This is a genomic window from Muriicola soli, assembly GCF_004139715.1.
Lineage (GTDB): Bacteria > Bacteroidota > Bacteroidia > Flavobacteriales > Flavobacteriaceae > Muriicola > Muriicola soli.
On sequence record NZ_CP035544.1, the window covers coordinates 2406791 to 2428876 of the forward strand.

Below are 22086 nucleotides of genomic sequence, written 5' to 3' on the forward strand. Positions count from 1 at the left end.
TGAAGAGGAAGCCTTACCTTTAAGGTGTAAGGAATCCAACATGGAACCGACCATAAGCAAAGCTGAAAAAGAATTTAATTTGATTAAAAACACCTTATGCTCAACTGGAAAGATATAATGCATTTCGCGGTAAGCGGAAACCCGGTCCCCTCGAAAAGAGTAGAAAAAACTGAAGCGGAATGGAAAGAAATCCTAACCCCTGATCAATTCAGGATCACCCGGAAAAAAGGCACAGAGGCTCCACATTCGGGAGAACTCTGCAGTATTCACGAAGCAGGTAAATACGCTTGTGTCTGCTGCGGCACTCCGCTGTTCGATTCAACAATCAAATTTGAGTCGGGAACAGGATGGCCAAGTTTTACGCAACCCATTGAGGAAAATGCTATCAAGTATGAAAAGGACAGTTCCTATGGAATGGTAAGAGTAGAGGTGATGTGCAACACCTGTGACGCCCATTTGGGACATGTTTTCCCTGACGGTCCTCAGCCAAGCGGTCTGCGATATTGTATCAATTCTGAATCCATGAAACTTCTAAAAAAGGCAGATGTCGGAGAGTAAATCTAGTTTGGAAATGGCCACCGTGGGCGGGGGTTGTTTCTGGTGTACTGAAGCCATTTTTCAGGAAGTAAAAGGAATTCACAAGGTAGTATCCGGCTATACCGGGGGAAATGCTCCGGGAAGACCTACTTACAGAGAGGTGTGCTCCGGACTCACAGGGCATGCCGAAGTGGTTCAGCTTACCTATGATCCCGCGATCATATCTTACCGCGATGTTCTGTTGATCTTTATGACCACTCATGACCCTACCACCCCTAATCGGCAGGGAGCTGATGTAGGAACACAGTACCGTTCTGTGATTTACCATCAAAACAAAGTACAGCAGCAAATAGCAGAAGAAGTATTCTCAGAGCTCAAAGATGCGTTTGATGCTCCTATTATAACCGAACTCAGTCCTCTTGGCACTTTTTACGAGGCAGAGGATTACCATCAGGATTATTACAGGAACAATCAAAAACAAGGGTATTGCAGCTATGTCATCACCCCTAAACTCAACAAGCTGAGAAAATTACACGCCGATAAATTAAGCGGAGTTTGAAAAAGAAATAATCCAATAAAAAAGGCCCTTATAGAAGGGCCTTTTTTATTATCGATTTTGGTTTCTATCCCTTTACATGGGCTAGTTTTTCATTTTTTATATTGCTGATCTTAAGATCCCGCAGGACATTTACGGCCTCCTCGATATACACATCCTTCGCCAAATTAACGTGCCAACGCTCTCTTTTCTCTCTCAGCAGTGAATCCTTGGTAAAAAGTTCCTGTTCGTATTTAACCGATTCAAAGGTGAGTTTGGAATCGTACTCGGACAATTTTTTAAAGTATTCAGATTTAGCTCTGCTTTCTTTGTCTCTCGACTTGTAGAGGTCGTAATTTAAAGGTACAGACATTTCATCCTGTTGTTCTTTTAACCATTTAGCATTCTCCTCAATAAGCTTTATCTGTGCATTTGAAGCAATTCGCTTATTGCTGTTTTCAATGGTCTTCTCAAAGTCGATATAACCATCCCATACCTTGTAATTCGCCGGGTTAATTTTATCCCAGTTCATGGCGTTCGCCTGTCCCTTCTCGCCAAGTACAATATACCTGTAGCGGTCCGGAATCACCACGTCACTTTTAACGCCCTCTAGCTGGTTAGATTCTCCATTAATACGGTAAAACTTTTGAATAGTAACTTTTATAGCTCCAAGATCACCGTATTCATTTACGTGAACCACATTCTCCAGGGGATACATGGTTTGAACAGTCCCTTTACCGAAAGTTTGATTACTCCCTATGATAATAGCTCTTTTGTAATCCTGCATCGCAGCGGCTAATATTTCAGAAGCCGAAGCGGAGAATTCATTTACAAGGATTACAAGCGGACCGTCCCATTGGACTCTCTCGTCCTTGTCTTCATAGACCATTTTATCGTTGTCCGAAGCCCGTACCTGAACTACAGGTCCGTCTTTAATAAACAGTCCGGCCATATCAATGGCAGTTCTCAGTGAACCACCTCCATTATCCCGAAGGTCCAGGATCAGACCTTCAATACCTTCTTCCTTTAAACGCTCTATCTCCTTAGCTACATCACTAGCTGCATTTCTTGAGGCGTAGTCCTTGAAATCCGCATAAAAACCCGGAAGTTGGATCAGGCCAAATTTCTCATCCTTTTTAATGATCTGAGCTGATTTTGCATATTGCTCCTCCAGTTCAACAATGTCTCTTGTCACTGTGACCTCCTCGATGGTCCCATCTACTTTTCTCACAGTGAGGTATACTTTAGTTCCTTTTGGCCCCTTTATTAGTTGAACAGCATCATCCAAGGGCATCCCCACTATATTTACAGGGGTCTCATCTTCCTGGGCAACTTCTATGATTTCGTCTCCTACTTCTAAAAGCTGTCCTCTCCATACAGGTCCGCCTGAAATGATCTCTACTATTTTAGCCCCTCAGGCTCCGGTTGCAAACGGGCTCCGATCCCTTCAAATCTCCCCGAAATCTGCCTGTCGAAATAGTCTTTATCTTCCGGAGCAAAATAGGAAGTGTGCGGGTCAAATTTGTCCACAATTGAATTGATATATTGAGCAAAACGATCTTTGCGCTCAAGGTTATCAACAAATTCGAAAAATTCCTCAAGTGTATTTCTGGTTACGTCTCTGGCTTCTTCTTCTACTTCTGCTATGGAACGCGAGGTGTAGTTAGCATCATCTTTTTTCTTCTGGATTTCGTCTTTTAATTTAGAATCAAAAGTGTTCAACGTCCAGAATTTAAGCTGTTTCCTCCACCTTTCCTTTAATTCAGATCGCGAATTCGTAAACGGCCTTTTGTCGTAATCAGAATTGATAGATTCTTCAATGGTGTAATCAAACGGTTCATCCAGGATTTCCTCGATAAGCAATTTTACCTCATCCATTCTTTTGGTGTACCTCTCGTGCACCAGGTTAAAGAATGAGATGTCCGTATTTTTTATCTGGTCATCTATCTGAAATTTATACTTTTCAAAATCACGGATATCCTCGGCGAGGAAATATCTTTTGGTAGGATCAAGCACATCGATAAAGTCTTCAAAGACACTCACCGAAAAATCGTCATTGATATCTTTTGGAGAATAGTGTCCTTTTTCCAGGATATAGGTGATGATATCCAATAGAAGTTTGTCCTTGTCATTATTTTCGAAAGACTTATTTGTGAAACTGCAGGAAGCAACCGCAATAATCACAGCTAAAAAGCCTAAAACCAGATTCTTCTTCATGTAAATATTTTTTATTCGGGTTTTAACGTCATAACTCATTGCCCAAAATTTCCGAGCATATAAAATCATTGAATGCCCTAAGATATAGAAAAAACCATGCCAATAAATGCCCCCGGCGATAATTTTTTGTTAAAGGCGAACCGCGCTAATCCTCAGTAAAAACGTATTTTTATGGCTTAAAGTATGCAGTATGAGTAAACCTTTAATCCTGGTGACTAATGACGATGGAATTACAGCCCCCGGATTACGCACTTTGGTGCGCTGTATGCGTCAACTGGGAGAAGTGGTGGTGGTTGCCCCAGACAGTCCACAGTCGGGTATGGGTCATGCCATAACCTTAGACAACACGCTGTACTCAAAGCGGGTTGTCTTTGACACGGATAAGGACGCTCCAAAGGAATACAGTTGTAGCGGAACACCGGCAGATTGCGTTAAACTGGCACTTCAGGAACTACTCGACAGAAAACCGGATATTTGTGTCTCCGGAATTAATCACGGATCTAATTCTTCAATAAACGTCATTTATTCCGGTACCATGAGTGCGGCTATAGAAGCTGGGATTGAAGGCATTCCTGCCATTGGATTTTCACTCTGTGATTACTCCTGGGAGGCCGACTTTTCTCCTGCTGAAGAGGCCGTTAAAAAAATTACTTCGGAAGCCTTGCAAAACGGCATTCCGAAAGGAGTTGTACTCAATGTCAATATCCCCAAAATTGAAAAATCAGGATTAAAAGGGATCAAAATTTGCCGGCAGGCCCGGGCCAACTGGAAGGAAAAATTTGACAAACGCACCAATCCATCGGGTAAGGACTACTATTGGCTCACAGGTGAATTTCAGCTGATGGATAAGGGAGAAGATACAGACGAATGGGCTCTGTCACAGGGATATGTGTCTGTTGTGCCTACCCAATTTGATCTCACTGCTCATTTTGCGATTCAAGATATAAACACATGGAAACTAAATGAATACTAAAAAGGAACTTATAATTGGATTTGTGGTTGGACTCATAGCCAATGTTTTCGGCACTTTGTTATATATTCTGATCTTCTCCGACCTGGGGATTAAGGAAACCTTTGAAGTTGCTGAAAAACAAGGCTATCTTGGAAGTTTACTTGCTCTTGGAGCCATCCTTAACTTAATTGCCTTCTTCGCATTTTTGCGGATCAGGAGAGATCAACGAGCTAAAGGAGTATTAGTCGCAACACTACTTACGGCCCTGGTTATTCTATATTACAAGGTTTTCTGAGATGAAATACTACATCATAGCAGGCGAGGCTTCAGGCGATCTTCACGGGTCTAATCTTATCAAGGCATTGAAAAATGAGGATGCTGAAGCCAGTATTCGGTGCTGGGGAGGTGATTTGATGAAAAAGGCGGGAGGCACCCTTGTAAAGCACTATAACGAACTGGGTTTCATGGGCTTTATAGAGGTAGTTTCGAATATCCGTCGGATCTTTAAAAATATTGCTTTTTGTAAGGAGGATATCAGTGATTTTTCTCCGGATGTTATCATTTTTATAGACTTTTCAGGCTTTAATCTGCGTATTGCCTCCTGGGCCAAAAAAGAAGCTTTCCGCACTGCATATTATATCTCGCCTCAAGTTTGGGCATCAAGGGAAGGACGAATTGATAAGATAAAATCGAATATAGATCACATGTTCGTGATCTTACCTTTTGAAAAGGAGTATTACGAGAAAAAACACAACTTTCCAGTTCATTTTGTAGGTCATCCCTTGCTCGACGCCATTGAGGCCCGGGAAGAATTCGATCCTGAAAATTTTAAAAGAAAACATCAACTTGATCCCCATAGGAAAATTATAGCCCTCTTACCGGGTAGCAGAAAACAGGAGGTAGAAAAAATGCTGTCAGTGATGTTATCGGTTATCCCTGCATATCCCGATTATCAATTTGTAATTGCAGGTGCTCCCAGCCTTGAAGAAGAATTTTACACCCCCTATACAAAATCAAAGCAGGTTCACTTAGTAGCCGGAGAGACTTACGCCCTATTACAGAGTTCTCATGCCGCACTGGTGACCAGTGGCACAGCAACCCTTGAGACTGCATTGTTTAAAGTTCCTCAGGTGGTTTGCTATAAAGGCAGCTGGATTTCCTATCAGATCGCCAAACGGATTATCACCTTAAAATACATCTCCCTTGTAAATCTGATCATGGACAAAGAAGTAGTAAAAGAACTTATTCAAAGTGATCTCACTACAAAAGCCCTAAGCAAAGAATTAAACAAGATTCTCTCAGGGGCCAAACGAGATGAGATGCTTACAGAATATTCAAAGTTGCAAAAGAAACTTGGAGGGCCGGGAGCCAGCCAAAAAGCTGCCAGGAAAATCGTCAGTTTAATCGGGCAGTAACAAAATATTACCCCCTGTAAACGTTCCTGAAATGAGGAACACCCCTTTAAATCCTTATCGCACTGAAGTTTGACTTCAGAATTAATTCTTAATTTTGAGTGAAAGACGACCCAATTATTAAGCACATGCTAAAGAAATTCATTCTCGCATCTCTATGTCTTGGGGTCACGGCATGTGGTGTGGTGAAGAAGAAAACCACCTACGGCAGCAACAGAAAAGTCACGGTAGCAGCTTCTGAATTACCCGGACCGTCTGATATTGATTCGCTTTCAGATCATGCCAGGGAAAGTAAAGACATCGAGGATAAGCTTAGCCTCGAACGATCTGAGGAGATTATTAGTACGGCCCTGACCTTTACAGGTGTGAAGTACAAGTACGGAGGTACGACGCGAAAAGGGATTGATTGCTCAGGCCTGCTATATGTTTCTTTTCTGGAACACGATGTTTACCTACCCAGGGTATCGTATTATATGGCTAATGAAGGTAAAAAAATAAAACTCGAAGAAGTAAGCAAAGGCGACCTCCTATTTTTTACAACTTCAAAACGCCGGAAGCGTATCAATCACGTCGGATTGGTTGTGGCTGTGGACGGTGAAGATATCAGGTTTATCCACTCCACTACTTCTCGGGGAGTGATTGTCTCTTCTCTAAAAGAAGGCTTTTGGAACTACGCCTTTGTGAAAGCCACTCGAGTCTTATGAGATGAAACCCCTGGAATTTATCTCCGTGAAGTTGAGTTTGTGCCTGATCTTAGGTATATGTTACGGCTGGATTTCACCTTTATCCCCTGGACAGGCCATCTTTACATCGATAAGCAGCATTCTTTGCGTTCTGCTTTTTTTCCAATTTGAGAACTACAGAAAAGGTATATATTTTGGCATTGCAACTCTTTTGGCCTTTTTTTTAATCGGTGTCGTCACCATTACACTTGCACAACCCAAATTAACTCCTAATCACTATTCAAATAAATCTTATTCAGAAAAAGGCTATTGGGTTCTCGAACTCAAGGAGGTTTTAAAACCTACACCATTCAGGCAGTCCTACCTCTTCCGCGTAGTTTCTTTCAACGACCGTTTCTGTGAAGGTTTAATTCTAGGCAGTACGCGAAAAGAGTATAAAATTAATCCCCTAAAAGTAGATGACCGTTTGCTTTATTACGGTAACATCCACCCTGTTTCATCCCCTCAGAACCCTTATCAGTTCAACTATGGGTCTTATATGGAAACTAAGGGGGTGTATGATCAGATTACACTTAGATCGGAAAATACGGTCCAACTTCCAGCTGGAAAATCGAGCTTGCATGGTCTTGCAGCTCAGTTGCAGTTTAGAATCAAAGATGCCCTGGCCTCTTCACTTATAGGCTCAAAAGAGCAGGGAGTACTGCGCGCCATCGTGCTTGGACAAAGAAACGATCTGGATCCCGGACTTTATCAAAACTACAAAGATGCAGGAGCCGCTCATATTTTGGCTGTATCAGGATTGCACATTGGTATATTACTACTGATGCTCAGGGCATTTTTTAAACCTATTCATTCTTTGCCCAAGGGAAGAAAAATTTCAATGCTGCTAACGGTGCTTTTTTTGTGGGCATATGCTTTATTCACAGGATTGTCACCATCAGTAGTCAGAGCTGTTAGCATGTTTAGTTTTATAGCTTATGCCATGTACCTCAACAGGCCCACCAGCGCGATTAACGTTTTGGCACTCTCATTTTCTGCCATTTTATTGGTTGAGCCAAAATTCCTGTTTCAACTTGGATTCCAATTGAGCTATTCTGCTGTTTTTGCCATAGGTTGGATATATCCGCTAATCATTAGATCATGGGTTCCGAGGAATCCAATCCTTATCCGACTGTATAAATTATTTGCTGTGAGCCTTGCTGCACAAGTAGGGGTCTTACCGCTTTGTCTGTACTATTTTCATCAATTTCCGACAGCTTTCTTTATTACTGCAATGCTTATCGTTCCATTCCTTGGTCTATTTCTGAGTCTGGGCATTCTGGTGATCCTTTTATCGGGATTATCCCTGCTTCCTGAATTCTTAGCCCTGATCTACGACCAAATGATAAGAACAATGAATTTGGTGGTGGAACTCATTGCTTCACAAGAAAATTTAATTATTCGGAATGTCCCTTTTGATAAGCCGAGTCTAATCCTGTTGTATTCTATTATTATTCTACTTGTTCTCAGTCTTTACAAAAAGCGATTTATCTATGTATACTTTCTGGGGATGTCCATTATAGGATTGCAAGTCTGGAGCTTTTACTGCAGAACTGAAGAAGGTAAGAGAGAGGAAATCATCATTTTACAACAAGTGGCCAATACCGGCCTGGTTTATCAAAAGGGCCGTGAACTCCTGGTCATGACTCATGACAGTACTAAGATTAAAAATCTGGTTAAAAATTTCGAATTGAATCGCTACTTAGATTCAGTAAGGTCAACTCCTTTGCCAAATGCATTTCGCATAGGCAAGGAGCGTTGGGCTGTAATCGATAGTGCGGGTATTCTACCTGAGGTTTTTGGAAATCTACGCGGTTTAATTTTAACACAATCGCCCAAGGTGCATCTAGGACGGATACTAGAGCAAAGCTGTCCGGAGCGCGTTATTGCTGACGGAAGTAATTTCCCAGATGAAATTAAACGTTGGAAGCGCACCTGCAGGACCTATGGAATTCCCTTCTACTCCACCGCAGAAGAAGGGGCTATAACCTTAGGCAAACTGTAATAATCGTTATCGGATTCCGTGCATCATCCGTTTCAGAGGTCGATTCAGTAATATAGAAATACCTCCCAGGGCAACGCAAAGGATAGTAAAGATCAAAAAGAAGCTACTCAAAGAATAGTTCGCGGTGATCTCGTCAATCATACCTCCCAATGTTCCTGCCATTTTCTGGCCAATGGCAATAGCCAGGTACCATATGCCAAACATAAAACCGATCATTCTGGGAGGAACTAATTTACTCAGATAGGAAAGTCCAACAGGAGAAACACAAAGTTCCCCCATGGTAATAAGCAGGTATGCAAGAATCAGGTAGATCATACTCACCGAAGCTGTAGCAGCTCCCTGAGGAATACTGAGTGTACCAAATACGAGGACCCCAAAACCAAGTCCCTGTAGAATCAGTCCTATGCCGTATTTGTGCGCCGCACTTGGATTGTATTTACTCTCCCACCAACGCGAGAACAACGGAGCAAGGGTTATGATAAAGAAAGAGTTTAAAATGGCAAACCAGCTGGCTTCTACCTCATTTCCCGTTTGGGCAAATTTTTCGTAGAGTCGGAATATCAAAAGTCCCCAGATGCCTGCGAAAGCAATTCCCAGGGCGAAATTGGAATAGGGAATGCGGGTATAAGTCTTCTTAAAAAGTAAATAAAGCACCCAGGTAATGATCATCATGGGTACAGTGGTGAGAAGGGCATCGACAATTTTAAAGATCAGGGAAGCAGAACCGGTGAGTGTCCGGTCTGTATAATCCCTGGCGAAAATGGTCATCGTACCCAGATTTTGCTCGAAAGTCGCAAAGAAAATCACGGTAAAGATTCCAAAAATTGATACCGCAAATATGCGGTTTCGAACCACCTTTGTGTAGCGGATTGTCCTCCCGATGATAAGAATCAGGAATAGGAGAATTGCTATTAAAATTGTTTCATTTGAGCCTCCCAAGCCGAATAAATTAAAATCCAAGAAATTGATTTGCTCGATCTTAGACAACGGATCGTTAAAAAGGTACATCAACCCTCCCAGGGAGGATAAGATGATCAGTAAATAATCAAATTTTGTGAAGGGGTTGGGTTTTTCTTCTACTTCTCGCTCTTCTGTTTCTGAAGCATCAAATACTTCTGAGGCCTTCAAGGGCTTATCCCCTATTTTGCCAAAAAGACTGCCGGCAAGCCAAAATTGAAGCATTCCAAAGAACATAAAGATCCCTGCAAGGCCAAATCCCCATGCCCAGCCGTAGTTCTCTGCCAGGTATCCACAAAGCATCATCCCGAAGAAGGCACCTGCATTTACGCCCATATAGAAAATCGTATAGGCTCCGTCCTTTTTGGATTCCTTCCCCCTGTACATTTCTGAGATCACCGAGGTAATGTTGGGTTTAAAAAACCCGGTACCGATGACCAGCAGGGCGAGGCCAACATAAAGACTCCATACCGTTTCAAGGGCCATACAAGCATGACCCAGGGTCATTACAAAACACCCTATGACGATAGCTTTTTTATAGCCGATGAGTTTATCTGCGATATAACCTCCCAAAATAGGGGTTAAGTACAGAAGTGAGGCGTAAGTCCCAATCAGGGCAAGAGCGTGTTCTCTTGGCCATTCCCATCCTGGATTGCTGTCGAGGATTGGAGCGGTAAGGAAAAGCACCAGAAGCACGCGCATTCCATAGAAAGAAAAACGCTCCCACATCTCCGTAAAGAAGAGAACAAACAAGCCGGCGGGATGCCCCAGTACCTTGTCTTTAAACAGGTTTTCGATATCTGTATTCATCGGTGGTCCTTTATTGGTTAATTAGGTATGTACAAATCGAAGGCCAAAGGAATTATCTTTCTATCGCCCTTTCTTCTTCTTCTACTCCGTGTGTTAATCTCTTTAATGGTTTTAGCAGCAAAATCACCAGAATACCGAAGATGACACAGAAAATAGTGATCCCGGCAAATATGTTGAGCTCACCAGCTTCTGAGGCCGACTCACCTATGAGTCCGGCTACCTTATTCCCCAATCCGGTTGCGGCAAAGTACACTCCCATCATCAGGGCTCCATATCTCAGGGGAGCCAGTTTGGTGATAAAGGAAAGTGCCACAGGGGAAGCACATAATTCCCCCAGCGTATGAAACAAGTAAGCCAGCGCCAACCAATAGAGGGCTGATTTTCCAAGTTCTTCGTATTGCATGGAAGCGAATACCATAAATACAAATCCCAGACCCATGATAATCACTCCATTGGCCATTTTAAACAAAGAAGAAGCCTCTTTACCCCTATGCTTCCACCACAGCCAGAAATTGGCTACAGGGACGGCAAATACCATAATGTAAAAGGGGTTGAAGAATTGAAAAGCAGCAGCAGGAATTTCATAGCCAAAGACAAACCTGTCTGTTCTGTTTTCGGCATATAGATTCATCAGGCCACCGGCCTGTTCAAATGCCCCCCAAAAGACGATCACGATAATAAATGATAGCAGTAAAACCAAATATCTGTCTTTCTCAACCTGAGACTTAAGATCCTGATAGATGGTCACCATCATCCCTACTACAACTGAGAGGAAGATAAAAAATACGATATATGCCATCTTCTGATTACCGATGTAGAACCAGGCTGCAAGACTGGAAGTTGCAGCGAGTAAAACTGTAATAAGAAGTGTTTTTGTGGTTGTAAACTGTTGTTGAAAGATCTGTTTTATCGACACATCATCGCTATTGGCTTCCACCTTTTTGGGTTTATTTCCAACAGATACCAGGTATTTCTGACCCGAGAGGTAAATTACCTGCCCCAGGACCATCCCAACGGCTGCCAGACCAAATCCGGCGTGCCACCCCCACTCATCTGCCACCCAGGCCACCAAAAGAGCAGCCAATGCGGCTCCTGTGTTAATTCCAATATAAAATATAGAAAAGCCTTTATCACGCCTCTCATCACCTTGCTGATACAAGCCCCCTACCAGGGTGGAAATATTGGGTTTTAGCATACCAACCCCCGAAATAATAAGGGCAAGACCTGTATAAAAAGCCCACATGACCTCAACAGAAAGTATCCCATGTCCGGCAACCAGCAAGAAGCCTCCTATCATCACGGCTTTCTTCTGCCCTATAATTTTATCGGCAATGATGCCTCCCGGAATGGAGGCCACATAAACCAGCATGGTATACCATCCATAAAGGGACAGTGCCTCATTGCTCAGCCAGCCCAGACCGGGATTATCGCCCAAAGTCTCAGCGGTTAGGTAAAGCACTAATATTCCCCTCATCCCGTAATATGAAAATCGTTCCCACATTTCAGTCATAAACAGGATGTAGAGTCCGGCCGGGTGGCCAAATAACTCTCTTTCGTGTGCTGGTTTGTTTGTCATTGCCATATCTTGGATTGTTAGAGTTTGTTTAGTATAAAATTGGTCATTTTGTTGTAGAGTTGTAGTCGGGTGTTCCCTCCTGAAATACCATGCCTCTTATCGGGGTAAATGGCCCAATCAAAATCCTTATTCGCCTGCACCAGTTCTTCAACCATTCTCATGGTATTCTGAACATGAACATTGTCGTCCCCTGAACCGTGGATCAATAAATAGTCACCTTTGAGCATGGCAGGATAAGTAAGTGGGCTGTTATCATCATAGCCATTGGGATTGTCCTGAGGGGTACTCATATAGCGTTCGGTATACACCGTATCATAAAATCGCCAGCTGGTTACAGGAGCCACTGCAATAGCGAGTTCAAAAGTATCGTTGCCTTGCAAAATACAATTAGACGACATAAATCCCCCATAGCTCCACCCCCAGATACCGGTTCGGTCTTCGTCTATCCAGGAATATTCACTGAGTATTTTCGCAGCTGAGATTTGATCTTCTACTTCAAATTTGCCCAGTTCCCTGTATGTCATTTTCTTAAAATCCCTTCCTTTAAATCCGGTTCCGCGTCCATCGACGCAAGCAACTACAATTCCTTGCTGAGCCAGCATTTGATGCCAATAGTCATTATTTCCCCACCATCTATTTGCGACCTGTTGTGAACCCGGTCCACTATATTGAAATAAAAGAAGCGGGTATTTTTTATTTGGATCGAAGTCCAGAGGCTTTATCATCCACATATTAAGATCAAAACCATTAATCTCAAGGGTTGAAAATTCCTTGGGACTAATTTTGTAATCTTGAAGAAGAATTGACAGAGCAGAATTGTCGAGGATATCTTTGATTTTTTTTCCATCCGATGCCCGATGCAATGTATATCTATTGGGCACCTCAGTATTTGAGAAAGAGTTTATAAAATAGGTGTAATTTGCACTGAAGGTCGCACTGTTAGTCCCCTCCATTTCGGTCAGCCTTTTTTTATTTCTCCCATTGATACCGATTTTGTACACATCCCTGACAATAGATCCATTTTCGGTACTCCGGTAGAAAATCGACTTGCTACCGGGATCATATCCGTAATAATTAGTCACTTCCCAGGGACCTTCGGTGAGCTGTTTTTTTAAACTTCCGTCTGGGTTGTAAAGATAAATATGGTTGAAACCACTCTTTTCACTGGTCCAGATAAAACTATTGTCTTTCAGAAAGGTGAGGTTGTCTGTGATATCCACATAGGCTTTGTCCTTTTCTTCCAGTAAAAGGGAAACAGAAGCGTCAGCAGCATCTATCGAGTACATCTTCAGATCATTCTGCGCCCTGTTAAGGGTTTGCACACTCAACTCATCTGCCTGATTCTTCCATTGGATCCTGGGAATATAATAGGCATCCATAAGGTCGACATCCACTCTGGAATCCTCCTCCAGTTTATACAAGTGAAGCGTCACTGTGGAGTTTTCCTCACCGGCTTTAGGGTATTTAAATCGGTATTGAGAAGGATAAAGATCCTCCCCGTATACATCCATAGAAAATTCGGGAACTGCTCTTTCATCGAAGCGTAAAAATGCCAATATTGTCCCGTCAGAATTCCAGTCGAACGCTCTTACAAATCCAAATTCCTCCTCGTAAACCCAGTCCGTAACCCCGTTAATAATTGCATTGTATTCGCCATCTGTCGTGATACGTTGGGTATCACCGGTAAGCAGATTAAAGACGTAAAGATCGTTGTCTAATACATAAGCTACCTTAGACCCATCCGGGGAAAGATGAGGGGACATAATTTTTTCGTCAGAAATTTTTACTGTGGCTTCCTTCTCTTTGTCATAAACATAATAGATTCCCCTGCGGGAGCGTCGGTAGATTTTTTCTACCTCAGTGGCCAGTAAAATTTTAGACTCATCATCGCTAAAGGTATATGAGCTAAATAAAGGCACTCCGGTTTCCTCAGAAGAGAGAATGGTAGTGGTTCGTTCAAGGGTCTCGTAAGCGAACTGTTCGATACTGTTCACCATTCTGGCATCATCCATATTCAGAATAGTGAAGTGCTCCCCATCGTTCATCGACCGTAACTCCTGCAGGTCTTTGGTTGAGAATTTATCCCCCAGATCTCTTCAAGGGTAATATTTTTTTGTTGAGTGAATACTAGTGAAGTCGCTGAAAGAAAAATAAACAGCAGAAGGTATTTTTTCATTCGACAGTCTTGTTCAGGTTCAAACCCTCAAGTTTACTAATATTTTCCCTAAAAAAATAACTTTCAGGGTGGCAATTGCTATTTACTCTCTTCCTTTTTGCCAAGCGAATTCCCATGGAATCTACCCCTTGGACCAGGATAAAGAGTATTGTCAATATCACTATCTTTGATAGCATATACGATTTTACGATGCGCTTACCTATTGAAGGATTTTCCAAGCTGTCTAAGGACGAAAAAATACGATGGATAGCAGAGCGATATACTCAGGATCCAGAGGCGAGTATTTCCCTGATTGAAACCTATTGGAATGACGACAAGCAATTACAACAGTTGCATGATGAATTCATTGAAAATACACTCACCAATTACTACCTGCCATTGGGGATTGCGCCCAATTTTTTAATTGACGGAGAAACCTACGCCATCCCTATGGCCATAGAAGAAAGCTCAGTTGTAGCCGCTGCGAGCAAGGCAGCGAAATTCTGGTTTTCCAGAGGGGGCTTTAAAACTACCGTTCTGGGGACTGAAAAAATAGGGCAGGTACATTTTATGTACCGGGGAGAAAAAGAATTGTTAGAGGAATTTTTTGCTAAAATAAAACCAAAATTATTTGAGGAAACCACGGCAATTACCAAGAATATGGTCGCCCGGGGGGAGGGATCAAGAATATAGAATTACGCGACAAAACGGGAGAGCTCAAAGATTATTACCAGTTGCATTGCACCTTCGACACCCTGGATGCGATGGGAGCGAACTTCATTAATTCCTGTTTGGAACAATTCGCAAAAACGCTTCGAAAGGAAGCCGGACAATCTAAGATCCTGAGGAATGGGGAGGAATCCATTGAAGTGGTGATGAGTATCCTCTCTAATTACGTCCCCCAATGCCTGGTAAGAGCTGAGGTGAGCTGCCCAATTGAGGACCTCGGTGCCGATTCGGGTATCAGTGCTATAGATTTTGCTGAAAAGATGGTTAGAGCGGTTGCTATTGCCAATGTGGAACCTCACAGAGCCGTAACCCATAATAAAGGGATCATGAACGGGATCGATGCTGTTGTTCTGGCCACAGGAAACGACTTTAGAGCGGTTGAGGCGGGCATTCATGCATATGCCGCCAGACAGGGGTCGTACCAGAGCCTAACACAAGCCCGAATAGAAAACGGCAATTTTCATTTTTGGATTGAAATACCCCTTGCTCTGGGCACTGTGGGTGGACTAACCAGTTTGCACCCTCTTGTTAAACTCGCTCTCGAAATTTTACAGCACCCCAATGCCAAACAACTTATGGGTATAGTAGCCGTAGCCGGACTGGCCCAAAATTTTGCAGCAGTACAATCACTGGTCACCACAGGAATACAGCAGGGACATATGAAAATGCACCTTTTGAACATCCTCAACCAGCTTAAGGCCTCCGATATGGAGAAAAAGCAATTGGTTGAATATTTTAAAAAACACAGTGCTACGCATCATGCCGTAGTAGAAGCATTAGACCAACTCAGGGGATCTTAAAATGAAAGAGACATTCAGAAGCAATGGAAAACTACTGCTCACAGGAGAATACGCCGTTCTCGATGGAGCACTTGCCCTTGGATTACCAACCCTACTAGGACAGGAATTATCGATTGAGTCCTGGAGTGAAAAAGGACTTCATTGGAAAAGTATTGATGTGGATCAAAATGTCTGGTTTGAAACAACTTTTACAGAAGCGGAATTAAAGCCGGACGCATCCTTTACCAGAGGGTCGGATATTCGCAACACCTTATGGACCCTACTCAGGGAAGCCGTGAGACTCAATCCCGAATTTTTGGAAAAAATAAAGTCATGCTCGGCTACATCCCGTCTTGAATTTTCGAGGAAGTGGGGTCTTGGCAGTTCCTCTACCCTGATCAACAACATTGCCCAATGGGCCGGGGTAGATGCCTTTACTTTGTTGTGGAATGGATTCTCAGGAAGTGGTTATGACATAGCTTGCGCTCAACATAACAAACCCCTGATCTACAAGCTTAAAAATAAGGTCCCGGAAATTGAACTTTTGGAATACGACCCCCCATTCAGGAAAAATTTGTTCTTTGTTCACCTCAACCGGAAGCAGAACAGCCGGGAGGCCATCTCACATTACAGAAAAAATGTAGCTAACCAACAGGGGTTTTTAACGCAGATCTCCGAAATCACAAGGGCAGTCACTACTTGCAGTGAATTATCCGAATTTGAGACCCTATTGCTGGAACACGAAGAACTCCTTTCCGATGCGCTTCAACTTCAAAGGATACAGGATCAATTGTTTCCCGATTTTAATGGTGTTGTAAAGAGCCTGGGAGCATGGGGCGGAGATTTCGTCCTGGCCACAGGGAACGAAAATATCCGATCGTATTTCAATAAGAAGGGATACCAGACCATCCTGGCCTACGATGACCTTATTCCATAAAAAAAGCCCCGGAAATCCAGGGCTTCTTTTTTTATTGTAAGTCGATTAATAGAAAATAGATCGGTTATCTTCAATTTCTGCTTTCTCCTTTAAAGCCTCTACAAGGCTGTTAGCCACCCTAGCTGTATTGGAAGACTGAAGGTTATTGGCATAGGTAATATAATTGTCTAGTTCAGGAGCATCTTCCTTTTTGGTCACTTCAAACTTAAACACTCCTGACTCCCCTGAAATAAAGTTAGAGGTTTGTCCAACTTCCATAGAGAATGCCGTTCCCACTACTAATTGCTCTCTTCCCGCACCGGGAATTGTAGGCGTTTTAACGGTCAATGCTGATGCACTGGATACTGTGGTTTTGTATTCCGAAGCGATTTCCGCCATGGATTTACCTGCATTCTCTGCTTTTATTTTTTCGGCCTTCTTTTGCTTCCTAAGGATAGGTAGTACGGTAACAGAGGCATCTTCAACGTCCATTAGGCCTGCTTTATAGGTTGCAGTCAATTGCACTACCGCATAGCCGTTATTGACATCAAATCTTCTGATATCACCCAATTCGGTTTCCTCGTTAAAGGCCCATTGCACTATTCTTCTCTGAGCTCCCAACCCTGGAAGGTTTTCATCCATGGCATTTAGCCGGTTTACCGGTCTTACCACAAAATCATTTTCCTGTGCCACTTCACTGAGGCTTTTATCGGAATCTACCGCTGTCATTTCAAATTTGGTAGCATCGGTAAACAAGGTATTAATTGTTTCCTCCGAGGCCTGAATATCTCTGGTGAGGGTAGCAAGCTGATATAGATCGCGTTTTTCATCAACCTTTACGATATGAAAGCCAAATTCCGTTTCAACAAGGCCAATGTGTCCTACAGGATTTCCAAAGGCGAAATCGTTGAATTTCGGCGTCATAATACCTTCCTGAAAAAATCCTAAATCACCTCCCCTGGGTCCGGATGGACCATCTGAATTGTCTCGTGCCAATTGGGCGAAGACCGCGTTGGGTTTTAAGGCTTGTTCCAGCACTTCTTCGGCCTTTTCACGGGCTTCCTCCATTGTACGATTAACTTCCGGGTTTGCGCGTTCGGCACCCTCATATGTGATCAAAATATGGCTGGCTTTAACGGAGCCGTTGGGCTTCTTCGCCATCATTCTGGATACTTTAAATATATCGCCGTCTCTGTATGGACCAAATAACTCTCCAATCTCAAGTTCAACCAATGAGTCGGCAAATCTTGTTGGCAACTCGGCCTTCGCCTTAAAAATACTGTCGTATTTAGCGTCAGAATTCCGATCTAAAAATGCAACGACATCATCGGTATTCCTAAAGCCAGGAAGGGTCTCTGTGGTATCGCGATCCTCAAAGTATTCAACACTGTCATCCAACAGGCTTGAAATAGCAGCCTCAGTGGCGGCAATATCTGCTTCTGATGGACCTTCTTCAAAATATACAAATTGAATATCCCGGGATCTTTCCTGAGTGTATTTTTTCTCGTTCTTTTTGATATATGCCTCAATTTCATTTTTGGTGACGGTAATGGTGCTATCCGGAATAGCTGCATAAGGAACACGAACATATCTAATATCTACCTTGTCATTGGCCAATTTATAGTCGAGCTCCCCTTCTTTCAGCGTAGCGCCCATACCTGCCCTTACAAGATTAAAATACACTTGTTGCTTTGCATTTTCAATAATGGCCTGTTCATCCTGCAGCCAATCCTCGTATTGAGCGGGAGCGTTCATTTTAAGCTCCAGTATAAAGTCTCTGAACTTTCTTTCATCAAACTGTCCGTTTTCATCTACAAACTGAGGATTCTGTGCCAGACCGGGACTGCTCTTAATGACTTCGATAATCTGGTCCTGTTCGATATCGATCCCAAGCTCCTCAATCTGCTGATCGAGCAAAGTGTTACGCTCTATCTGATTCCAGATATTATTGACCAATTGCATGGAGGATGCGGATTGCCCACTGGTTCTTGTGGCCCTTTCCAGTTTTTGTCTGAAGTCGTCTATGGATATTTCTTCCCCGTTGATCTCACCAACTGAAGAACCTACCTTACCTCCGGAAAATCCATCGCTGGTGAAGATTCCCGAAATCACAAAGGCGAATAATGCCATACCAATGATCAGGATCAAAACCGTGGTTCGTTTCCGAATATTCTCTAAAATTGCCATTTATCTAGATTGTTTAAAATCAGTGGGCGAAATTACCATTTTCCCTTAAATAATAAAAGTTAATCTACAGCTATCTGATGCCGGCTTGAAGGCTAGTCGTTTTGAAGGACTTCGAGGGTAACTAAATCGATCTTGGTGCTCGATACTTCGAGGATGGTAAAGAGGTAATCGCCTATCCTTATTTCGGTGTCTTTTTCCGGTATTTCGCCTGTTTCGTGAACCAATAATCCACCCAGAGTCTCAAATTCTTCAGTATCCGGAAGCTCCAGTTTATAGGTTACGTTGATATAATCCACTTCCAGTCGGGCTGAAAATCTAAAGGTGTTTTCACTGGTTTGTTCTTCGAGAAGGTCAGTAGAATCGTGTTCATCTTCTATTTCACCAAATAGTTCTTCAACAATATCTTCCACGGTCATCACCCCTGATGTTCCGCCGTATTCATCTAATACAACGGCCATACTTTTTCGTTTCTTCGTCAGGATTTTTAGTATCTCATGAATCAACATGGTTTCGGGAACAAACTCTACCGGCAGCAGGATACTTTTGATGGTTTTAGGTTTTTTAAACAGCTCGTACGAGTGAATATAACCTATGATATCATCGATGGTCTCTTTGTATACCAGGATCTTGGAATACCCTGTTTCAGTAAATAATTTTGCCAGTGACTTTGGAGTTTCGTGTAATTCAACTGCTGTGATTTCGGTTCTGGGAACCATTACTTCCCTTGCTTTTACTTCAGAGAATTCGAGGGCATTCTGAAAAATCTGAATTTCCGAATCCACGTCGTCTTCTTCTTCCACAGCTTCCATCTGTTCTGTGATATAATCCCCCAATTCCATTTTGCTGAAAGCGAGTTGCACCTGATCTCCATCCGTCTTAAAAAACGTACGCAGAATAAAATCGGACACCTTGATTATAAAGTCGGATACCGGGGAAAATATCGCATAGAACAAGTATGCCGGGATAGCGAGAATCTTTAATAGGGTGTTGGCATAAATCTGAAAAAATACTTTGGGCAGGAATTCTGCTGTGATAAGGATAATTAGGGTAGAAATCAGCGTCTGGGTAAGGAGGCTAAAGTCGGTAAATGCAAGCTGTAAAAATCGATAATCAGAAGGGAGCATTTGTCTGAACCAGGCCATAAGCAGGTCTCCCATGTAAAACCCATAAACCACAAGGGCAATATTGTTACCGATGAGCATGGTAGCGATAAACTTTGAAGGTTTACGGGTTAGCAAGGCCAATACCCTGGCCAGGAATCCGGTTTGCTTCTTCTCAATTTCGATATGGATTTTATTGGCCGAGACAAAGGCGATCTCCATTCCTGAAAAGAAAGCAGACAGCACCAGGCATATTACGATAATTACAATAGAACTATCCAAGGCTATGAGTTGTTATCCCGCTTCCTTTTTTCGAATCGTCTGCGGTAATTTCTGCGAAATAGGAACATTGCCAGAGAAACTACGGCAAAAAAGATAAAGATATAGGTTCCCTGCCGGTCGGTTTCCCATAGCTCACCTATTTTGTAAATAGAGATTAGGGCAACTATTAGATAAAGGTATTCTGTAAATCGCAAGATCTTGATCATGATTCTTCTTCGTTTATCGTCATTAGTCCATAGGTCTTATTGGCCTTAAAAAAACTAAAATCCCGGTCAAAGTCCATGCCTTCCCCATCCATGACGGTACCGTCCTGAGGATTGGTAAAGGTAAATTTTTCCTGGGTGAATATCCATTCTGCCTTACGGTCCCAGTAAAGTTGGGAAGTTTCAAGTTTTTTACCATCGTGGGTTTCAATGACCACCTGTCCTCTCAGATCTATAATGCTGGTTTGGGAGTAGATAATGCCGTAATCAGCACTGATAGTACTTTTTTTATTGTCCTGATCGTAATATTCTACCTCAAGGCCTTCGGGAAATGTGCGGTATTTAAATAACATATTGTCAAAGTCCTCACTCACCGGGCTTTTTAGTATCGCAATTACCCTGGAAGATCCTTTGTCTTCGCTTTCCAGTTCTTCGGTGGTTTCGGTGTAGGTCAATTCAAAATTTTGTGCTATCCCCTGAGGATAAATTTCAATCTGCTTTTCATCGCCAACCCTCTTATAATTATCCTGACAGCCAAAAAAAAAGATTGCCACAGTACATACTATGGCAATCGGATATATTATTTGTTTACCCTTGGGTATCATCACATTTATAAACTGGGCACTGTTATGCTCCCGCCAACCCAGCACTTAAAGCTGAGAGTCTTTCCGGCCATTCCGGAATTAAAGATATCTGTTTTTGAAGGAGCTTTGGCAGCGTAACTTGAAGCCGCCTGACCAGCCCTACCACTCAATGACGGGTCTACACGCCCGGCCTTACGAGCCATATCAGCCGCTTTCCAGTAAACTGCACGTTTCTCAAATGGTGTTTCTCCACATTCGTTGGCACTTGACGCATAAAGGTTTGCAATAAGTAAGTATGCATTACCGTTGGATGGGTTGGCATCGATTGCCTTCATTGCGTAATTTCTGGCCGTAGATTTACTACTTCTTCTGTAACTCGTCGCAATCTTATAGGCAATATTTGATTTTTTCTTAGGATTCGTTTCCAATTCCAATGCCTTGTTAAAATCAGCAATGGCCCCGCTATTGTCTCCCGATTTTTGCTTCAGTGTTCCTCCGTAGACATAAGCATCAGCAGATGGGTCTAGAGCTAATTGGGCTTCGAATAATTTTCGGAACATAGGGTCGTCTGTACACTCTTTACTAAACATTCTCCCTACGGCTCTTTTTACCCAGGTTACATCCCCTTTCTTGCTTTCAAAGTTTCTTTCATAAAGAGGGATCAAGTTCTCACAATCGGCTAATGCTCCTAATTTAGAATCTACACTACCGGCAATTTTACCATAAGATTCTGAATTGGTAGTAGCCACTCTCAAACTTCTCTTTTCCTTTGATGTTAAGGTTCCTGCATCTTCTTTAGGAAGCAGTTTGGTGATAATATCTGTCAATTCCCCATTCTCTTCTTCAATCTTCTCAGTAACATCGTCATAGGTATTAAATACATCCTGCAGATCCTTTTTATTTGCTTCGTAAAGATCTACGAGACTGGAGAAATAAAGATATAAGGCCTTTGGATTCTTAAAGTGTTCTCTGTCTTCCTTAAAAGCCTTGTCTAACATATCGAAGATCTGCTCATTCGAGGCCATCTTGTTATCATACATCAGAAGGACTTTGTCAATAGCGACTCCACTAGGCGGGAAGCTCTTTGGATAGTATTTGTTACTATTGTCGTAGAGCGCCATAAGGTCTTGAATAAACCCGTCTTTTTCAGCTCCACTGCTATTTTCTACTTTGTACATAAGGATCCTTTCCCCGTAAGAGAAATTGGCCTTATTAATATCAGGACATGCTTCGTAAACCATTTTCCAGGGTCCGTAAGCAGCATCGTAATTCTTGACTTTTGCATGCTCAGCGTAAATGGAAAGATTGGTCATGCATTCAGGGTTTTGCGCCTGTCCTAAACTAATGCCTGTAAAGCCTACAACGGCAAACATCATTAAGTAAAGTTCCTTTTTCATCGTGTTACGTTTTAAAGCGGTTAATGTACTA

16 protein-coding genes and 2 pseudogenes are annotated in these 22086 nt (G+C 42.6%); 9 read left to right on the top strand and 9 right to left on the bottom strand.

Features of this window, described 5'->3' with window-relative positions; translation table 11 throughout:
• The first annotated feature begins 96 nt into the window (after positions 1–96).
• Together msrB and msrA are read left to right on the top strand one after the other, a co-directional pair.
• Positions 97–558: a peptide-methionine (R)-S-oxide reductase MsrB gene (gene msrB, locus EQY75_RS10965; RefSeq protein WP_129605819.1), complete on the top strand. Its 462-nt coding sequence runs from the start codon at positions 97–99 to the stop codon at positions 556–558.
• Positions 545–1096 (top strand): peptide-methionine (S)-S-oxide reductase MsrA, encoded by a 552-nt coding sequence (gene msrA / locus EQY75_RS10970; protein ID WP_129605821.1) that lies wholly within the window; start codon positions 545–547, stop codon positions 1094–1096. The genes msrB and msrA overlap by 14 nt, the downstream gene beginning before the upstream one ends.
• Before the next feature lie 64 nt (positions 1097–1160).
• Here the strand turns inward: msrA and EQY75_RS10975 are convergent.
• Positions 1161–3289 (bottom strand): annotated as a pseudogene (locus EQY75_RS10975) (carboxy terminal-processing peptidase).
• A 190-nt stretch (positions 3290–3479) separates the two neighbouring features.
• Between EQY75_RS10975 and surE the strand changes: the two are divergent.
• The 5 genes from surE to EQY75_RS11000 all read left to right on the top strand — a co-directional run bounded on the left by surE (position 3480) and on the right by EQY75_RS11000 (position 8380).
• Positions 3480–4262 carry a 5'/3'-nucleotidase SurE gene (gene surE, locus EQY75_RS10980; RefSeq protein WP_129605823.1) on the top strand — a complete coding sequence of 261 codons (783 nt, stop codon included), beginning with the start codon at positions 3480–3482 and terminating at the stop codon, positions 4260–4262.
• On the top strand, positions 4252–4536 hold the full coding sequence (locus tag EQY75_RS10985) for a hypothetical protein (protein ID WP_129605825.1): 285 nt from the start codon (positions 4252–4254) through the stop codon (positions 4534–4536). The genes surE and EQY75_RS10985 overlap by 11 nt, the downstream gene beginning before the upstream one ends.
• Before the next feature lies 1 nt (position 4537).
• Positions 4538–5656 carry a lipid-A-disaccharide synthase gene (gene lpxB / locus EQY75_RS10990; protein WP_129605827.1) on the top strand — a complete coding sequence of 373 codons (1119 nt, stop codon included), beginning with the start codon at positions 4538–4540 and terminating at the stop codon, positions 5654–5656.
• Between the two features lie 125 nt (positions 5657–5781).
• Positions 5782–6357 carry a C40 family peptidase gene (locus EQY75_RS10995; protein WP_129605829.1) on the top strand — a complete coding sequence of 192 codons (576 nt, stop codon included), beginning with the start codon at positions 5782–5784 and terminating at the stop codon, positions 6355–6357.
• A gap of 1 nt (position 6358) precedes the next feature.
• Positions 6359–8380 carry a ComEC/Rec2 family competence protein gene (locus EQY75_RS11000; protein ID WP_129605831.1) on the top strand — a complete coding sequence of 674 codons (2022 nt, stop codon included), beginning with the start codon at positions 6359–6361 and terminating at the stop codon, positions 8378–8380.
• Between the two features lie 6 nt (positions 8381–8386).
• On the opposite strand, the gene EQY75_RS11005 is transcribed toward EQY75_RS11000, so the two are convergent.
• Genes EQY75_RS11005 through EQY75_RS11015 form a run of 3 tightly spaced genes read right to left on the bottom strand, consistent with a single transcriptional unit; the run spans position 8387 to position 13768 of the window.
• Positions 8387–10147 (bottom strand): peptide MFS transporter, encoded by a 1761-nt coding sequence (locus EQY75_RS11005; protein ID WP_129605833.1) that lies wholly within the window; start codon positions 10145–10147, stop codon positions 8387–8389.
• A 52-nt stretch (positions 10148–10199) separates the two neighbouring features.
• Positions 10200–11729 (bottom strand): peptide MFS transporter, encoded by a 1530-nt coding sequence (locus EQY75_RS11010; protein ID WP_129605835.1) that lies wholly within the window; start codon positions 11727–11729, stop codon positions 10200–10202.
• An 11-nt stretch (positions 11730–11740) separates the two neighbouring features.
• Positions 11741–13768 (bottom strand): S9 family peptidase, encoded by a 2028-nt coding sequence (locus EQY75_RS11015; protein ID WP_342773989.1) that lies wholly within the window; start codon positions 13766–13768, stop codon positions 11741–11743.
• Positions 13769–14088: 320 nt separating this feature from the next.
• On the opposite strand from EQY75_RS11015, the pseudogene EQY75_RS11020 reads away from it, so the two are divergent.
• Together EQY75_RS11020 and EQY75_RS11025 are read left to right on the top strand one after the other, a co-directional pair.
• Positions 14089–15407, top strand: a pseudogene (locus EQY75_RS11020) (hydroxymethylglutaryl-CoA reductase, degradative).
• Position 15408: 1 nt separating this feature from the next.
• Positions 15409–16323 (top strand): GYDIA family GHMP kinase, encoded by a 915-nt coding sequence (locus EQY75_RS11025; RefSeq protein ID WP_129605837.1) that lies wholly within the window; start codon positions 15409–15411, stop codon positions 16321–16323.
• A gap of 45 nt (positions 16324–16368) precedes the next feature.
• Here EQY75_RS11025 and EQY75_RS11030 read toward each other — a convergent pair whose 3' ends face one another.
• The 5 genes from EQY75_RS11030 to EQY75_RS11050 all read right to left on the bottom strand — a co-directional run bounded on the left by EQY75_RS11030 (position 16369) and on the right by EQY75_RS11050 (position 22055).
• Positions 16369–18489 carry a peptidylprolyl isomerase gene (locus EQY75_RS11030; protein WP_129605839.1) on the bottom strand — a complete coding sequence of 707 codons (2121 nt, stop codon included), beginning with the start codon at positions 18487–18489 and terminating at the stop codon, positions 16369–16371.
• Between the two features lie 92 nt (positions 18490–18581).
• A complete protein-coding gene (locus EQY75_RS11035) occupies positions 18582–19871 on the bottom strand; it encodes a hemolysin family protein (RefSeq protein WP_129605841.1) in 1290 nt (429 codons plus the stop codon).
• A 2-nt stretch (positions 19872–19873) separates the two neighbouring features.
• Complete coding sequence (locus EQY75_RS11040) at positions 19874–20077, bottom strand: hypothetical protein (protein ID WP_129605843.1); 204 nt, start codon at positions 20075–20077, stop codon at positions 19874–19876.
• Positions 20074–20628 carry an LPS export ABC transporter periplasmic protein LptC gene (gene lptC, locus EQY75_RS11045; RefSeq protein ID WP_342773990.1) on the bottom strand — a complete coding sequence of 185 codons (555 nt, stop codon included), beginning with the start codon at positions 20626–20628 and terminating at the stop codon, positions 20074–20076. The genes EQY75_RS11040 and lptC overlap by 4 nt, the downstream gene beginning before the upstream one ends.
• A gap of 56 nt (positions 20629–20684) precedes the next feature.
• Positions 20685–22055, bottom strand: a complete 1371-nt coding sequence (locus EQY75_RS11050) for a tetratricopeptide repeat protein (RefSeq protein WP_165200635.1) — start codon at positions 22053–22055, stop codon at positions 20685–20687.
• Positions 22056–22086 lie beyond the last annotated feature (31 nt).

What these genes read in the sequence shown, in the direction of transcription:
- msrB (WP_129605819.1), top strand. Translation starts at nt 97, where the DNA reads ATGCTCAACTGGAAAGATATAATGCATTTCGCGGTAAGCGGAAACCCG.
- EQY75_RS11025 (WP_129605837.1), top strand. Translation starts at nt 15,409, where the DNA reads ATGAAAGAGACATTCAGAAGCAATGGAAAACTACTGCTCACAGGAGAA.
- EQY75_RS11015 (WP_342773989.1), bottom strand. Translation starts at nt 13,768, where the DNA reads ATGAACGATGGGGAGCACTTCACTATTCTGAATATGGATGATGCCAGA.
- EQY75_RS11040 (WP_129605843.1), bottom strand. Translation starts at nt 20,077, where the DNA reads ATGATCAAGATCTTGCGATTTACAGAATACCTTTATCTAATAGTTGCC.
- msrA (WP_129605821.1), top strand. Translation starts at nt 545, where the DNA reads ATGTCGGAGAGTAAATCTAGTTTGGAAATGGCCACCGTGGGCGGGGGT.
- surE (WP_129605823.1), top strand. Translation starts at nt 3,480, where the DNA reads ATGAGTAAACCTTTAATCCTGGTGACTAATGACGATGGAATTACAGCC.
- lpxB (WP_129605827.1), top strand. Translation starts at nt 4,538, where the DNA reads ATGAAATACTACATCATAGCAGGCGAGGCTTCAGGCGATCTTCACGGG.
- EQY75_RS11005 (WP_129605833.1), bottom strand. Translation starts at nt 10,147, where the DNA reads ATGAATACAGATATCGAAAACCTGTTTAAAGACAAGGTACTGGGGCAT.
- EQY75_RS11030 (WP_129605839.1), bottom strand. Translation starts at nt 18,489, where the DNA reads ATGGCAATTTTAGAGAATATTCGGAAACGAACCACGGTTTTGATCCTG.
- EQY75_RS11010 (WP_129605835.1), bottom strand. Translation starts at nt 11,729, where the DNA reads ATGGCAATGACAAACAAACCAGCACACGAAAGAGAGTTATTTGGCCAC.
- EQY75_RS10985 (WP_129605825.1), top strand. Translation starts at nt 4,252, where the DNA reads ATGAATACTAAAAAGGAACTTATAATTGGATTTGTGGTTGGACTCATA.
- EQY75_RS11000 (WP_129605831.1), top strand. Translation starts at nt 6,359, where the DNA reads ATGAAACCCCTGGAATTTATCTCCGTGAAGTTGAGTTTGTGCCTGATC.
- EQY75_RS11050 (WP_165200635.1), bottom strand. Translation starts at nt 22,055, where the DNA reads ATGAAAAAGGAACTTTACTTAATGATGTTTGCCGTTGTAGGCTTTACA.
- EQY75_RS10995 (WP_129605829.1), top strand. Translation starts at nt 5,782, where the DNA reads ATGCTAAAGAAATTCATTCTCGCATCTCTATGTCTTGGGGTCACGGCA.